Source organism: Acidovorax sp. Leaf73 (genome assembly GCF_916855635.1).
In the GTDB taxonomy this organism is placed as follows: domain Bacteria; phylum Pseudomonadota; class Gammaproteobacteria; order Burkholderiales; family Burkholderiaceae_C; genus Acidovorax; species Acidovorax facilis.
The window spans coordinates 954,003-968,639 of sequence record NZ_CAKASI010000001.1 but is presented as its reverse complement, the minus strand read 5'-3'; the positions used below and the strand labels follow the sequence as shown (position 1 = coordinate 968,639).

Annotated in this window: 15 protein-coding genes; 7 read left to right on the top strand and 8 right to left on the bottom strand. The window is 63.9% G+C overall.

Annotated elements, in window-relative coordinates; all coding sequences use genetic code 11:
- Positions 1 to 102: 102 nt before the first annotated feature.
- The 4 genes from LPA35_RS04535 to LPA35_RS04520 are packed head-to-tail and all read right to left on the bottom strand — an operon-like array spanning position 103 to position 2,754.
- A complete protein-coding gene (locus tag LPA35_RS04535) occupies positions 103 to 354 on the bottom strand; it encodes a hypothetical protein (RefSeq protein ID WP_218301085.1) in 252 nt (83 codons plus the stop codon).
- A gap of 59 nt (positions 355 to 413) precedes the next feature.
- A complete protein-coding gene (locus LPA35_RS04530; RefSeq protein WP_218301084.1) occupies positions 414 to 1,652 on the bottom strand; it encodes an FtsX-like permease family protein in 1,239 nt (412 codons plus the stop codon).
- Positions 1,649 to 2,332 carry an ABC transporter ATP-binding protein gene (locus LPA35_RS04525; protein WP_218301083.1) on the bottom strand — a complete coding sequence of 228 codons (684 nt, stop codon included), beginning with the start codon at positions 2,330 to 2,332 and terminating at the stop codon, positions 1,649 to 1,651. The genes LPA35_RS04530 and LPA35_RS04525 overlap by 4 nt, the downstream gene beginning before the upstream one ends.
- Entirely contained in the window at positions 2,329 to 2,754 is a 426-nt protein-coding gene (locus LPA35_RS04520; RefSeq protein ID WP_218301203.1) for a Fur family transcriptional regulator, read from the bottom strand. The genes LPA35_RS04525 and LPA35_RS04520 overlap by 4 nt, the downstream gene beginning before the upstream one ends.
- 386 nt (positions 2,755 to 3,140) lie before the next feature.
- Between LPA35_RS04520 and LPA35_RS04515 the strand changes: the two genes are divergently transcribed.
- On the top strand, positions 3,141 to 3,587 hold the full coding sequence (locus LPA35_RS04515) for a hypothetical protein (RefSeq protein ID WP_055401882.1): 447 nt from the start codon (positions 3,141 to 3,143) through the stop codon (positions 3,585 to 3,587).
- Positions 3,588 to 3,660: 73 nt separating this feature from the next.
- Here the strand turns inward: LPA35_RS04515 and msrA are convergent, their stop codons facing one another.
- Entirely contained in the window at positions 3,661 to 4,197 is a 537-nt protein-coding gene (msrA, locus tag LPA35_RS04510; protein ID WP_228895333.1) for a peptide-methionine (S)-S-oxide reductase MsrA, read from the bottom strand.
- 95 nt (positions 4,198 to 4,292) lie between these two features.
- Here msrA and LPA35_RS04505 point away from each other — a divergent pair, with 95 nt between their 5' ends.
- The 6 genes from LPA35_RS04505 to LPA35_RS04480 are packed head-to-tail and all read left to right on the top strand — an operon-like array spanning position 4,293 to position 11,932.
- Complete coding sequence (locus LPA35_RS04505; RefSeq protein ID WP_121420158.1) at positions 4,293 to 5,015, top strand: TetR/AcrR family transcriptional regulator; 723 nt, start codon at positions 4,293 to 4,295, stop codon at positions 5,013 to 5,015.
- Between the two features lie 2 nt (positions 5,016 to 5,017).
- On the top strand, positions 5,018 to 6,205 hold the full coding sequence (locus LPA35_RS04500; RefSeq protein WP_228895331.1) for an efflux RND transporter periplasmic adaptor subunit: 1,188 nt from the start codon (positions 5,018 to 5,020) through the stop codon (positions 6,203 to 6,205).
- Positions 6,206 to 6,229: 24 nt separating this feature from the next.
- A complete protein-coding gene (locus LPA35_RS04495; RefSeq protein ID WP_228895328.1) occupies positions 6,230 to 9,412 on the top strand; it encodes an efflux RND transporter permease subunit in 3,183 nt (1,060 codons plus the stop codon).
- A gap of 41 nt (positions 9,413 to 9,453) precedes the next feature.
- Positions 9,454 to 10,167, top strand: a complete 714-nt coding sequence (locus tag LPA35_RS04490) for a protein-L-isoaspartate O-methyltransferase (protein ID WP_121420155.1) — start codon at positions 9,454 to 9,456, stop codon at positions 10,165 to 10,167.
- Positions 10,168 to 10,198: 31 nt separating this feature from the next.
- A complete protein-coding gene (locus LPA35_RS04485) occupies positions 10,199 to 10,540 on the top strand; it encodes a rhodanese-like domain-containing protein (RefSeq protein WP_121420154.1) in 342 nt (113 codons plus the stop codon).
- 57 nt (positions 10,541 to 10,597) lie between these two features.
- Positions 10,598 to 11,932 (top strand): TolC family outer membrane protein, encoded by a 1,335-nt coding sequence (locus tag LPA35_RS04480; RefSeq protein WP_121420153.1) that lies wholly within the window; start codon positions 10,598 to 10,600, stop codon positions 11,930 to 11,932.
- Positions 11,933 to 12,068: 136 nt separating this feature from the next.
- Here the strand turns inward: LPA35_RS04480 and LPA35_RS04475 are convergent, their stop codons facing one another.
- The 3 genes from LPA35_RS04475 to LPA35_RS04465 all read right to left on the bottom strand — a co-directional run bounded on the left by LPA35_RS04475 (position 12,069) and on the right by LPA35_RS04465 (position 14,623).
- The gene (locus LPA35_RS04475) at positions 12,069 to 12,611 is read right to left on the bottom strand and encodes a hypothetical protein (RefSeq protein WP_228895327.1); all 543 of its coding nucleotides are present in this window, start codon (positions 12,609 to 12,611) and stop codon (positions 12,069 to 12,071) included.
- Positions 12,612 to 12,681: 70 nt separating this feature from the next.
- Positions 12,682 to 13,140, bottom strand: a complete 459-nt coding sequence (locus tag LPA35_RS04470) for a hypothetical protein (protein ID WP_228895325.1) — start codon at positions 13,138 to 13,140, stop codon at positions 12,682 to 12,684.
- Positions 13,141 to 13,279: 139 nt separating this feature from the next.
- On the bottom strand, positions 13,280 to 14,623 hold the full coding sequence (locus tag LPA35_RS04465) for a 3-deoxy-D-manno-octulosonic acid transferase (protein ID WP_228895323.1): 1,344 nt from the start codon (positions 14,621 to 14,623) through the stop codon (positions 13,280 to 13,282).
- Positions 14,624 to 14,637: the final 14 nt, after the last annotated feature.

The following is a 14,637-nucleotide window of genomic DNA, read 5'->3' as shown; positions in this document are numbered from 1 at the left end:
GGGTTGTGCAGCTGGATGACGGTGAGCGGGGTGGATTGCCATGGCGGGAAACCTGATCTGTAGCGTTTTCAGAAATGGTAGCGGGCCTGGAGGCCCATCGCCTCAGTGCGCGTGCTTCATGCCGCAGTATTTGCCAATCGCCAGACCCTTGCAGGCAGCCTGGAGTTCCTTCTGGCAGACGTCCTCGCCCTTGCCGGATTCGAGGCACTTGGCGGCGGCCTCGTGGGCGGCGGCCATGGCGCGGTGGCGGGCGATGTCTTCTTTGGTCTCTTTGTCGTTGTGGGCCTGGGCGTGCGCCAGGGCGCCGACGAGCAGCATGGGGGCCAGGGCGAGTGCGGTGAGGAGCTTTTTCATGGAAGGCCTTTCAGATTGGTTGGGGGACGGTTTTTAGAGGACAGAACTCGATGGCTGCATCAGGGCTGGCTTAACAGGTCGGCCACGTCCGTGCGGTACGCCTGCATGGCGGGCAGCAGCGCCGCCAGCGCCGCCACACCGGCGGCCATCAGCGGCACACCCGCTTCGGCGGGCAGCCAGATGAGGCCGGTGACAGGCAGCAGCCCCTGCGCCTGCAGTGCCCAGCCCAGGCCATGGGCCAGGCCGTGGCCCAGCAGCAGGCCCAGAACAGACGCCATCGCGGCCAGCCACAGGGCCTCCCACAGCACCAGCCCCGCCACGCGGCCCGGGGGCGCGCCCAGCATGCGCAGCATGGCCAGATCGGCACGGCGCTCGCGCACGGCGTTCCACAGCGCGATGAACACGCTCAGTGCGGCCACCGCCAGCAGCACGCCGCCAAAGGCGCGCAGCACGTCGGCCCCTACGCCCAGCAGGCGCATCAGGCGGGTTACCTCGATGGCGGGCGCCGCTGCCTGCATGGCGGTGTCGCTGTTGATTTGGCGCGGCAGCGTGATGGCGGCCATGGGCGTGCGGTAGCGCACCAGGGCCACGGTCACTTCGCGCTCTTCTTTCAAGATTTCCAGGTCTTCGGCATCGGTGGCCGTGGCGGTCTCGTGCACCATCCAGACGGATTCGGTGCTGGTCAGGATCAGCCGGTCCAGCACGCAGCCGCAGGGCGCCAGCACGCCGCTCACGCGGTAAGGGTGGTCGCCGTGCGCGTGCCCTCCCCCACCCAGGCCGTGGCTGCCGATGAAGGTGGCGCCCACCAGCGGTGCGCCCGCATGGCTGCTTTTGACAATGCCGCGCGCCGCGCTGGCGCCCAGCACCGCGTCCATGGGCTGCTGCCACAGTGCGCCCTCAGCCAACGTTGCCTCGTAGTGCGCCACGTAGTCGGGCGTGGTGCCCACGATGCGAAAACCCTGGTAGCTGTCGCCCAGGCTCAGCGGGATGACCTGCGCCACCAGCGGGTTCTTCTGCAGTGTCTGCACCTCTTGCAGCGGGATGTTGCCCGTGGGTACATCAATATGGAAAACGCCCGCCAGGATGAGCTGCAGCGGGCTGCCCTTGGCGCCCACTACCAGGTCGATGCCGCTCAAATCACGCTCAAACGCCTTGTCGAGCTGCGTGGCCACCAGCAGCACCAGCGTGATGGCGGCCAGGCCGAGCGTCAGCACCAGCAGGTTCAGCACCGCGGCCAGCGGGCGGGACCACAGGTAGCGCCACGACAGGCGGGCCAGTTTGAAGACTCCTGAATTCATAGCTGCTCGCGCTTATCCATCAAGCGCTGGGGGGCAATTTCATTCAAATCCAGCGTTTGCACACCGGCCAGGGCTTGCACCACACGCTGGTCGTGCGTGGCAATCACCAGGCTGGCATCGCAGGCGGCGGCGCTGTGCTGCAGCAGCGCCAGCGCGTCGGCGGCGGCCTCGTCGTCCAGGCTGGCCGTGGGCTCGTCCGCCAGCAGCACCTGCGGCGCCAGCAGCACGGCCCGCGCCAGCGCCACGCGCTGCGCCTGCCCGCCGGAGAGCTGGTGCGGCTTGCGGGCGGCCAGTTCGGCCACGCCCACTTGGGTGAGCGCGCGGTGGATGGCCGCATCGTCACGCGGCAGCCCGGCTGCAAAGTAGACCAGCGCCAGGTTGTCCGCCACCGTGAGCGCGCTGCTGAGGTAGAGCTTTTGCGGCAAAAAGCCAATGCTGCGCGCGCGCCAGGCATCAATCTCGGCCCCGCGCTGCGTGCCCAGCTGCGTGCCCGCCACAAACAGGTCGCCCCCGCTGGCTCCGCGCAGCCCGGCCATCAGCGCCAGCCAGGTGGACTTGCCCGAGCCCGAGCGCCCGCGCAGCAACAAGGTGCCCCCCTGGCGCAGGTCCACATCGGGGAAGCGCAGCGGCGCGGCGCCGCCCGTGGCATAGGTGTAGGAAAGGCCTCGGGTGCGGATCATGCGGCAGCGCCCCCGGCCGGGTGGGCGCATTCAGCACATCGGCCGTGCACGGCAATGTCCACCGCCAGGCTCTCATGCCCGGCCGTGGCCAGCGCCTGCAGCACCTGCTTGAGGGCGGTCTGCACCTTGGCCGATCCCTGCGAGAGGCGGAACTGGCGGTGGCAATCGTCGCATTCGAATCTGGGGGCTGCGCCCTCTTCGCCTTGGGGTGCCAGTGCATACCGGGTCACGCGGGCAGCGTCCACCTGCTTGTGCAGCAGGCCTGCAGCGGCAAAGCGGTCGAGCATGCGGTAAACGGTGACTTTGTTGACGGGAGCGCCAGCGGTGGCGAGGGCGGCTTCTACTTCGGGTTCGGAGAGCGCCGCGTCAGGCCGGGCCTCGTACAGCGCCGCCAGCGCCCGCGTGGCACGGGTGGCGCGCATGCCCGGGGGGAGCGACCAGGGCTGGTGGTGTAGGGATGAAGAAGATGGGGTGGAGGGCATGGCGAGATGCGGCGGCAGGTGATGCCTGTAACGCAATTGGTTTGCATTATGCCTTCGTGCTGACCCTCCACCAACTGAAACCTCTGAATGAAATGGCAGAGGCCTGACGGCTACAGCGACATGGTTGGCGATGGAGCCGTTCAACACAGAGAAGCGCCTCAGGTTGGGCGGACCTTTTGGCTGCTTCTTTCAGGTGCGCCTCATAGCATGCCCGTGATGCATATCAATTGTGAGGCTCAAGCCCTGACCATAATTCCTAATTTCCCCAATCGTTCACTTCATTCGACATATTGAGTTGAATACCGTCTGGATAAGGTCCAACCAAAATGCAAGCACTGCTATTACCACTTCATCTCACGTTTGTCGGTCTTTGGCTCGGTTGTGTTCTTACCGAAGCCCTTTTTGAACGCGCGTTGTTGGGTCAAGGTCGTGACAAGGAACTCATTCTTTCGGCACTTCACAAGCGCGTGGATATTTTCATTGAAATACCCACCTTCATCATGGTTCTGGCTACAGGTGCAATGCTGCTGGCTACCGCCACAACAAACCCGATCCTCTACGCCAAGCTTGGTTTTGCCTTGATAGCCATTGCCACCAATACCTATTGCGTATATCTGGTCTTCAAGCGCCATCGACTGGCTGTGCAAGGTCATTGGCAAGCGTTTGACGCCGTAGATCATCTGCAACACAAAATGGGAGCCATCGTCTTGGCGGGAATAATATGCGCGCTGGGGCTGGGGCTTTATTTGCTCCACCCGACTGCCAATGGATAGATTGACTAGTTAATCTATCCATTGGCTTGGACCCGTGTTGGTTTTGCTGCCGAGAAGACTGCTCGGCGGTCTATCAACTCTTCAAATACCGCGCAAACGTCTTGCGAAACTTCTCCACCTTCGGCCCCACCACAAACGCGCAATACCCCGCGTTCGGATTGTTCGCAAAGTAGTCCTGGTGATACGCCTCGGCCGTGCTGTAGTTGTCCAGCGGCTTCACCTCGGTGGTGATCGGCGCACCAAACAGCTTGTCTTGCGACATCTGGCGAATCATGTCGTTGGCAATGTCACCGTGCGCAGGGTCTTCGTAATAGATGCCGCTGCGGTACTGGGTGCCCACGTCGTTGCCCTGGCGGTTGAGGGTGGTCGGGTCGTGGGTATGGAAGAAGATTTCCAACACCTCTTGCAGGCTGATCTCGTCGGCGTCAAACGTCAGGCGCACCACCTCGGCGTGGCCGGTGTCGCCCCGGCAGATTTGTTCGTAGCTGGGGTTCAGCGTGTGGCCGTTGGTGTAGCCGCTTTCCACGTCGGTGACGCCGCGCACGCGGTCGAAGACCGCCTCCGTGCACCAGAAACAGCCGCCGCCCAGGGTGATGGTTTGCAAAGTCATGGTGGTCCTCGGGTTCAAACTTGACCATTATGAATTGACGCCCTATCCCGTGCTTGCTACATTACTAACCGGTCAGTCATTAACGAAGCCCTTCCTTGCCTTCCACCTCCCTTCCCCCCACCGCCTCCGTCGGCACCAAACGCGAGCGCCGCAAGGAAGCCCGCCCGGGTGAGCTGCTGGAGGCCGCGCTGGACCTGTTTGTCGAAAAAGGGTTTGCCGCGACACGGGTGGATGAAGTGGCGGCCCGTGCAGGCGTCTCCAAGGGCACGTTGTTTTTGTATTTCCCCAGCAAGGAAGAGCTTTTCAAGGCGGTGGTGCGCCAGAACATCGCGGGCCGTTTTGAAGAGTGGCGGGATGAGCTGGATTCCTTTGTGGGCACCACCAGCGATCTGCTGCGGTACTGCTACCAGGTGTGGTGGGAGCGCATAGGCGCCACCAAGGCCTCGGGTATCACCAAGCTGATGTTCAGCGAGGCCCAGAATTTCCCGGAGATCACCGAGTTCTACCAGCAGGAGGTGATTCTGCCGGGGCAGGCGCTGATCCGCCGCATCGTCGAACGCGGCATCGAGCGCGGCGAATTCCGCCCCGTGCCACTGGACTACATCGTGCATGTGGTTCTGGCGCCCATGATCTTCCTCATGATGTGGAAGCACTCGGTGGGGGCCTGCATTCCAGACTCGCTGGGCCTGCGGCCTGAGTTGTACATCGATGCCCAGATCGACAATGTGCTGAACGGGCTGCTGGTGCGGCCCGACCCTTCTTCTCCCGTGCCCTCCCCCTCTCACACTTTTTCTGCGCCGCCCTCACGCGGCTCCTGACCATGAAACGCTGGATTCCCTGGATGGTGGCAGCCGTCGTTGTTGTCTTGCTCGGCGGCGGCGTGTGGCGGGCCATGGCGGCGCGGCAGGCGCAGCAAAAGGCATTGGCCGAAACCACGGCCCAGCGCGCCCAGGCGCCGCTGCATCTGGCAGCCCAAGAGGTGTTGCCGGTGCGGCGGCAGAACCTGGCGCTTGGCGTGCCCGTATCGGGCGCCTTGCGGGCGGTGGACTCGGCCATGGTCAAGGCGCGCGTGGGCGGTGAGTTGCAGGGGCTGACGGTGCGCGAAGGCGACAGCGTGAAGGCCGGGCAGGAAGTGGCCCGCATCGACCCCACCGAAGCCCGCGCCCGCCTGCGCCAGGCGCAGCAGCAGGCCGACGCCGCCAAAGCCCAGGTGGATATCAACCAGCGCCAGTACACCAACAACCGCGCGCTGGTGGACCAGGGCTTTATCTCGGCCACGGCACTGGTCACCTCGCAAGCCAGCCTCGAATCTGCGCAGTCCAACCACCAGGCCGCAATGGCCGCCGCTGATGTGGCCCGCAAGGCGCTGGAGGACACCGTGCTCAAGAGCCCCATCAGCGGGCTGGTGGCGCAGCGCCTGGCCCAGCCGGGCGAGCGCGTGGCAGTGGACGCCCGCATCATCGAGGTGGTGGACCTGTCGCGGCTCGAGCTGGAAGCGCTGCTCAACCCGGCGGATTCCGTGGCGGTGCAGGTGGGCCAGAAGGCGCAGCTCACCATTGAGGGCATGCCAGCCCCGGTGCCTGCCACCGTGGTGCGCATCAACCCCAGCGCCCAGGCAGGCAGCCGCACGGTGCCCGTCTACCTGCGGGTAGAGCAAGCCCCCGGCGCCACGCCACTGCGGCAAGGCCTGTTTGTGCAGGGAACGCTCGATACTGGGCGGGCCGATGTGCTGGCCGTGCCGCTGGACGCCGTGCGCACCGACAAGCCCGCCCCCTACCTCCAAACCTTGAAAGATGGCCGCGTGGTCTATGCACCCGTCAAGACCGGCACCCGCGCGGTGGTGAGCGGCCAGACCCTGGTGGCGGTCGAAGGTGTGCCCGAAGGCACGGTGGTGATTGCGGGCCGGATCGGCCTGCTGCGCGAGGGCACGGCCGTGGCGGTGGCTGCATCAGCTGCGACAGCCGCTGCTGCACCTGCATTGGCAGCGGCATCCCGCGCTGCTCCCTGATCACCCTGACTACCCCGACCCGCCATGTGGTTCACCAAAGTCAGCCTCAAAAACCCCGTGTTCGCCACGATGGTGATGCTTGCCATCGTCGTGCTGGGCCTGTTCTCCTACCAGCGCCTGAAGGTTGACCAGTTTCCGAACATCGACTTCCCGGTGGTCGTGGTCACCGTGGACTACCCCGGTGCGTCGCCGGAAATCGTCGAGAGCGAAGTCACCAAGAAGATCGAGGAAGGCGTCAACTCGATTGCAGGCATCAACGCCCTGACCTCGCGCAGCTACGAAGGCACGGCCGTTGTCATCATCGAGTTTCAGCTCCACATCGACGGCCGCAAGGCCGCCGAGGACGTGCGCGAGAAGGTGGCCACTGTGCGCCCCCTGCTGCGCACCGAGGTCAAGGAACCCCGCGTGCTGCGCTTTGACCCGGCCAGTCGCGCCGTGTGGTCGCTGGCGGTGCTGCCGGACGAAAAATCCGGTCGCAGCGCTGTCGAGCTGACCACCTGGGCCGAGCAGATTCTGAAGAAACGCCTGGAGAACGTGCGCGGCGTGGGCGCCGTGAACCTGGTGGGCGCCACCAAGCGCGAGATCAACATCTACCTGAACCCGCAGGCGCTCGAAGCGTTTGGCGTGACCCCCGACCAGGTGGCGCAGGCCGTGCGCAACGAGAACCAGGACCTGCCCGTGGGCTCCATCCGGTCCCTCGCGCAGGAGCGCGTGGTGCAGATCGACGCCCGCATGGAGCGGCCCGAGGACTTCGGCAAGATCATCGTCGCCCGCAAGAACGGAGCGCCGGTCCGGCTTGACCAGGTGGCCCGCGTCAACGACGGCGCGCAGGAGGTGGAAAGCCTGGCCCTGTACAACGGCCAGCGCACGTTGCTGCTGTCGGTGCAGAAGTCGCAGGGCGAAAACACCATCGAGGTGGTGGACGGCCTGAACGCCGCTGTGGTGGAGCTGAAGAACCAGCTGCCCGCCGGCGTGCGGCTGGAGACCATTGGCGACAGCGCCCGCCCGATCCGCGTGGCGGTGAACAACGTGCGCCAGACATTGATCGAGGGCGCCATCCTCACGGTGCTCATCGTGTTCCTGTTCCTGAATTCCTGGCGCTCCACCGTGATCACCGGGCTGACGCTGCCCATTGCGCTGATCGGCACGTTCTTGTTCATGAACATGTTCGGCTTCACCATCAACATGATCACGCTGATGGCGCTGAGCCTGTGCGTGGGCCTGTTGATCGACGATGCCATCGTGGTGCGCGAGAACATCGTGCGCCACGTGCAGATGGGCAAAGGCGCCTACGCAGCCGCCATGGACGGCACGCAGGAGATTGGCCTGGCGGTGCTGGCCACCACGCTGTCCATCGTGGCGGTGTTCATGCCCATTGGCTTCATGGGCGGCATCATCGGCAAGTTTTTCCACGAGTTCGGCATCACCATCGTGGCGGCGGTGATGATCTCGATGTTTGTGAGCTTCACGCTTGACCCCATGCTGTCGAGCATCTGGCACGACCCGAGCATCCATGCCCACGGCCAGAAGATCGAGCCCGTCACCTTCTACGACAAGACCATTGGCCGCGTCACAGGCTGGTTCGACCGTGCCACCGATGCATTGGCCGAGGGCTACCAGCGCATCCTGCGGTGGTCGCTGGTGCACAAGCTGACCACCATGGCCATTGCGCTGGCCATCTTTGTGCTGAGCATCTTCATGGTGCCGCTGCTGGGCACCGAGTTCGTACCCAAGGCCGACTTCTCCGAAACCTCGCTCAATTTCTACACCCCCGTGGGTTCGTCGCTGGAGGCCACCGAGGCCAAGGCACAACAGGTGGAGGGCATCCTGCGCGAGATGCCGGAGGTGCGCTACACACTGGCCACCATCAACACCGGCAGCGCCCAGGGCAAGATCTACGCCAACATCTACGTGCGCCTGGTGGACCGCAAGGACCGCAGCCGCAGCGTGGACCAGATGTCCGACGTGCTGCGGGAACGCCTCAAGACCGTGCCCGGCATCACCATCACCCACGTGGGCCTGCTGGACGCCGTGGGCGGCAACAAGCAGGTGGAGTTCTCGCTGCAAGGCCCCGACCTGCAGGAACTGGAGCGCCTGACCAAGGTGGTCACCGAAAAAATCCGCGACATTCCCGGGCTTGTGGACCCGGACACCAGCGCCAAGCCCAACAAGCCGGTGATCGCCCTGGAGGTCAAGCGCGACGTGGCGTCGGACCTGGGCCTGTCCGTGGCGCCCATGGCAGCATCGCTGCGCACCCTGGTGGCAGGCACCACGGTGGGCAACTGGCGTGCCCCCGATGACCAGACCTACGATGTGAACGTGCGCCTGGCCCCCGAAGCCCGCACCCAGCCCGCCGACCTGGAGCGCCTGCCCTTTGCCCTGGCGGCCACCGACGGCACTACGCGCATCGTGCGCCTGAACCAGGTAGCGAGCGTGACCGAATCCACCGGCGCCAACCAGATCAACCGCCGCGACCTGACCCGCGAAGTGGCGGTGAACGCCAACGTGGCAAAGCGCTCGGCCGGTGAAGTGTCGAACGACATCAAGAAGGCGCTGGAGGAAGTGAGCTTCCCGCCCGGCTATCGCTACCAGTTCAGCGGCTCCACCAAGAACATGGCCGAGTCCTTTGGCTACGCCATTTCGGCGCTGGCCATGGCCATCATCTTCATCTACATGATCCTGGCGAGCCAGTTCAAGAGCTTCTTGCAGCCGCTGGCGCTCATGACCTCGCTGCCGCTTACGCTGATTGGCGTGGTGCTGGCGCTGTTGATGTTCCGCTCCACGCTGTCGATGTTCTCCATCATTGGCGTGGTGATGCTGATGGGGCTGGTCACCAAGAACGCCATCTTGCTGGTGGACTTTGCCATCCGTGCCCGCGAGGAGCACGTGAACGACCAGGGCCAGACCGTGCCCGGCCTGCCCCGTGCCGACGCCTTGCTGCTGGCTGCCCGGGTGCGGCTGCGCCCGATCCTGATGACCACTCTGGCCATGATCTTCGGCATGGTGCCACTGGCGTTCGCGTTGTCCGAAGGCTCGGAGCAGCGCGCGCCCATGGGCCAGGCTGTGATCGGCGGGGTCATTACCTCTTCCCTCTTGACCCTGGTGGTGGTGCCGGTGGTGTATTGCTACATGGACGACTTGGCCCAGTGGGCCCTTCGCAAGATGGGGCGCGCCCCGGCAGCGCCTAAAATCGAAGGTTTGTCCTGATCGTCCCGATCGGCCTTGCATCTGCCCCACGGAGAAATCCCATGAACCTGCCCCTGAACACGTCCGCCAACATCAGCGACCCTATTGCCCAGGCCCGCTACAACATGATCGAGCAGCAGATCCGCCCCTGGAATGTGCTCGACGCTGACGTGCTCGACCTGCTGGCGGTGGTCCGCCGTGAAGACTTTGTTCCCCCGGCCTACCGCAGCCTGGCCTTCATGGACATCGAAGTGCCCCTGCTGGGTAACGACGCCGAAGAGGCCGTGCGCCTGGGCCACAGCATGCTGCAGCCGCGCGTCGAGGCACGCATCCTGCAAGACCTGCAAATCCAGCCAACAGACCGCGTGCTGGAGATCGGTGCAGGTTCGGGCTACATGGCAGCCCTGCTGGCCGCCCGCGCCGAACGTGTGGTGTCGCTCGAAATCAACCCCGAACTCGCCGAAATGGCCCGTGAGAACCTGCGCGACGCGGGTGTTCAAAACGCCGATGTGCGCCTGAACGACGGCGCCCGCGACGCCATTCCCGACGGCCCGTTCGACGTGATCGTACTGAGCGGCTCGGTGGCCGAAGTGCCCACCTCCCTGCTTGCGCTGCTGCGTGACGGCGGCCGCCTGGGCGCCATCGTGGGGGGCGAGCCCGTGATGCGTTTCACCCTGACCCGCCGCACCGGCGACCGTTTCGAAACCACCTCGCCCTGGGACACCATCGCCCCGCGCCTGGTGAACTTCCCCGAACCTTCCGGCTTTACGTTCTGACCCTGTTGTTCGGCTTTCTTCGGAGTTCTGCATGATCGATCACGTCCGCCCCGCCCAGCTGTCTGCCTGGTTTGCCGCCGCACCCGAAGGCAGCCAGCCCCTGGTGCTGGACGTGCGCGAACCCTGGGAGCTGCAGACCGCCAGCGTGCGCGCCGACGGGTTTGAACTGGTGGCCATCCCCATGGGCGAATTGCCCGGGCGACTGGCCGAGCTGGACCCCGCCCGCCCCATTGCGTGCCTGTGCCACCACGGCGCACGCAGCCTGCGGGTGGCATCGTTCCTGCAACACAACGGGTTTGAACAGTTGGCCAATATCACCGGTGGCATTGATGCCTGGTCGCACGAAAACGACCCCACCGTGCCCCGCTATTGATCACGCCCCTGGCACCCCGCTCTCCCATCGAACCGCAGACTCTTCCGAAGGACCCCCATGACTCCGCACCGGCCCCTCTCCCTGTCACTTCTGTCCCTGGCGCTCGGCGCGGCGCTGAGCGCCCCGGCGCACGCCCAGAGCCTGCTGGAGCTGGTGGAATCGGCACGCACCTATGACACGACCTGGCAGTCGGCCCGAGCCCAGCTTGACGCAGCATCCCGCCGCGCCGACCAGGCCCGCGCCGGCCTGCTGCCCAGCGCCGCGCTCACGGCCGGACTCAGCCGCGCCAATGTGGAACTGAGCCGCCCGCCTGTGGAGAACACCGGCACCACGCAGACGGTGGGCGTGCAGGCCTCTCAACCGCTGTACCGCCCCGCCAACCGCATCACGCTGGAGCAAGGCCAGCGCGGCATTGACGTGGCCCAGGCGCAGCTGGACGCCGCCACGCAAGACCTGCTGGTGCGCGTGAGTCAGGCCTACTTTGACGTGCTGGCCGCGCAGGACACCCTGACCTTCGTGCAGGCGCAAAAAGCGGCCGTGTCAGAACAACTGGCCTCCGCCAAGCGCAACTTCGAGGTGGGCACCACCACCGTCACCGATTCGCGCGAGGCCCAGGCCCGCTACGACCTGGTGGTGGCCCAGGAAATCGCGGCCGAAAACGACCTGCGCGTGAAACGCCTGGCACTGGACCAGCTGGTGGGCATCACCGGCACCAAGCCCCAGCCGCTGGCGCTGCCCGTGCAACTGCCCACGGTGCAGCCCGACAACGTGACCACCTGGGTGGACACCGCACGCGACCAGCAGCCCGGCGTGCGCCAGGCCGCCATCGCGCTGGACATTGCCCGCCTTGAAACCAAAAAGGCCGAAACCGGCCACCTGCCCACCCTGGACCTGCAGGTGGGCTACAACGTCACGCGCAACCCGAACGGCACCATCACGGCGCCCGGCGTGAACAACCGCACCAACAGCGCCAGCGTGGGCGTGGCCTTCAATCTGCCGCTGTTTGCCGGATTTGCGGTGCAAAACCGCGTGAAGGAAACCCTGGCGCTGGAAGAAAAGGCCAGCGCCGACCTGGAGACCACGCGCCGCAACGTGGCCCAGGCCACGCGGGCCGCCTTCTTTGGCGTGCAATCCGGCCAGGGCCAGGTGCAGGCCCTGGAGGCTGCCGAAGCCTCCAGCCAGAGTGCGCTCGATGCCAACAAGCTCGGTTACCAGGTGGGCGTGCGCATCAACATCGACGTGCTCAATGCCCAAAGCCAGCTCTTCCAGACCAAGCGCGACCTGGCCCAGGCCCGCTACAACGTGCTGCTCGGCACGCTGAAATTGCGCCAGGCGGCGGGCACGCTGACGCAGCAGGACATTGAGGCGATCAACGCCTTGCTGGTGAAGTAGTAAAAAACTTGTGAGGGTGTCCCCAGGGCGCCTACACGATGCACCAATCGACGTTTTGGAGCCGCTCGGGTCACGACATATCAGAAGCTGCGCTCCAATAATCTCGCTTGATTAATACTCATCCATATAGGCGACCCTATTCGGAGTGTCTTTGCAAAAACACAGCTCCCGTCAACTCCTGATGCTTGACGAGACTTGCGTCTAACGGACGATATACCCAGTACACAATAATAGACCCCTTTCGAAGTAGCTCATTTATTCCAGGGAAGCGTTCTTCGAGATCAACGTTGCCTATCAAAGACGCACCTGAATCGATCACGATTTCAGTCAAACTGTGAAATAAGGCTCCGGCGGGCCTGATTGGTGTCAACGCTTCATCGCCCTCTTTGAAGTTACCGCTGAAACCAACAAGTCGAGCACCGGACACTCCGTCTACCCAGGGCAGTGCGCCTTGAAAAATCACCTTCGAATCGGAGCTGATATTTTTCAGCTCCATTCTTAGTTGAGGGCCAACCAAGCCCTTGGCTGGTGTCACCGTTAGAGCGAAATCGGTTGTTTCTGCCGCCACCGCCAAATTTGGAAGCAGATTCGCAAGGACCATTGCAAACAAATTTGCAATTGCCAGTACAACGCTGCGGCGGATCTCCAATTTAAGCGCCACCAAAATATTCGTCTCCATCAATCCAATTTATTGATCGACTTCTAGATCGTGAATCTGCTTTTAGGCGCAGCCAGATTTCCAGGCGGCACTACTTTCGCACTTCCGTTTTACGGCGCAGATCATCAAATGTTGGCAGCGACTTTTCAATTTCATCACTAAGAATTGCGAAACCATTTGCAAGGGTATTCAAGTTCGGGAAAATTTTGGGAAGCGCAGCTCCTTCGGAATATTCGCAAATCAATTCTGCAATGCCATTATCTGCGTACTCAATGTACTGAACAACCTTTCCTTTGCTAAAAAATATCTGCATCGTGATGCGACCTTTGGAATCCCACATGGTCTGGCAGCCGGTAGAGAAAATAATTTTTTTGGGTGACACGTAAACTTGCAAACCCGCGACAAAGTTAACGCCCGCCGACTCATTCAATATCGAATGTTCACAATTTGATTTTTTGTCAAGAGAAGCCGCAATACATCCGCCAGAAGCGATTGCTGAAGCCAATGTAATAGCTACAGTATTGTGAATCCAGGATAGGAAGCTGCTCATTTTTGCACTCACAAATTTACGTGTATTTTGCAATCAGCGGATTGGGTGCATTTACCGTATCTCTCAGCGCATTTTGCGGCGGCAGTCCGCACCGCTCTGGCAGACCGATGCTGTAGCAGTTACCGGAGGGGGGCACCTATCAACGTGAGTCGGTTTGTACGATTTCCAAAATTGCCTGCACTGTGGCCCGCGCTGCCCCCCGGTGCGCCGTGGCAAAAAGCGTGGCTCGCTCACTGGCGGCAGCCTGCTGCGCGGCAACCGTGGCTAAATCAGTGGCCACTGCCATGCCTGCGGCCATATCGGGCACGCGCTGCGCAGCCCCTGCCGCGCAGGCCAGCTCGGCGGCCTCGGCAAAGTTGAAGGTATGCGGCCCCAGCACCACAGGGCAGCCGCAGGCGGCGGCCTCGATCAGGTTCTGGCCGCCCAGGGGGGCAAAACTGCCACCCAGCAAGGCCACATCGGCCAGGCCGTAGTACAGCGCCATTTCGCCCAGTGAATCCCCCAGCCACACGTCGGCCGCCTCGGGTTCTGCCGCCCAGTGGCTGCGGCGCGATACGGTGAGCCCAGCGCGCAGGAGCAGCTGTTGCACCTCGTCAAACCGCTGAGGGTGGCGCGGCACGATGAGCCATTGCACGCCATTTGCTATATTATTAATAGCTGCTTGCGATTGTCCATCATGCGCTGCGGCCTGTTTTGGCTTGAAGTTTTCGAGCCACATTGCCTCCTCGCCCTCCCGGCTGCTGGCCAGCAGCACCACGGGGCGCCCGGTGTGGGTGTGCCAGGCCCGACCTTGGGCGATCTGGCGGGCGTCGGGCACCACGTCAAACTTGAGATTGCCAAACACGCCGCGCACCGGGGCGCCGATGGCCCGCAGGCGGGTGGCGTCGTCTTCGGTCTGGGCCCAGGCAGCGGTTAACCCCCCATAGGCGGGCCGGGCCAGCGTTGCCAGGCGCTGGGCCTTGTGCAGCGACTTGGCGTTGAAACGCGCATTGGCCAGCACCAGCGGCACGCCACGCTGGTGGCAGCCCGCCACCAGGTTGGGCCAGACCTCGGTTTCCATGAGGATGCCGATGGCCGGGCGAAAGGTGCGCAGAAAGCGCGCCACGGCGCCCGGTGTATCCCAGGGCTGCCACACTTGCACGTCGCCGGGCAGCAGAAGCTTTTCGCCCTCGGCCCGCCCGGTGGCCGTGCCGTGGGTGAGCAGCAGACGCATGCCCGGAAGCTGCTCGCGCAGCTGGGCCAGCAAGATGGCGGCGGCGCGGGTTTCGCCCAGCGATACGGCGTGGACCCAGACAAACTGGCCTATCGGATCGACGCTGTGGTGCGACACCATGCTGTCCATGGGCACCGGATAGCGACCAAAACGCTCGCCCACCGCATGGGCATAGCCGGGTTCGGCCACGGCGCGGCGGCGCAGCTTGCGGCGCAGCAGGGGCTGCGCGCACCAGGTCACCAGCGAATACAGGGCGCGGGCAGCGTTCATGCGGGGGATCGATC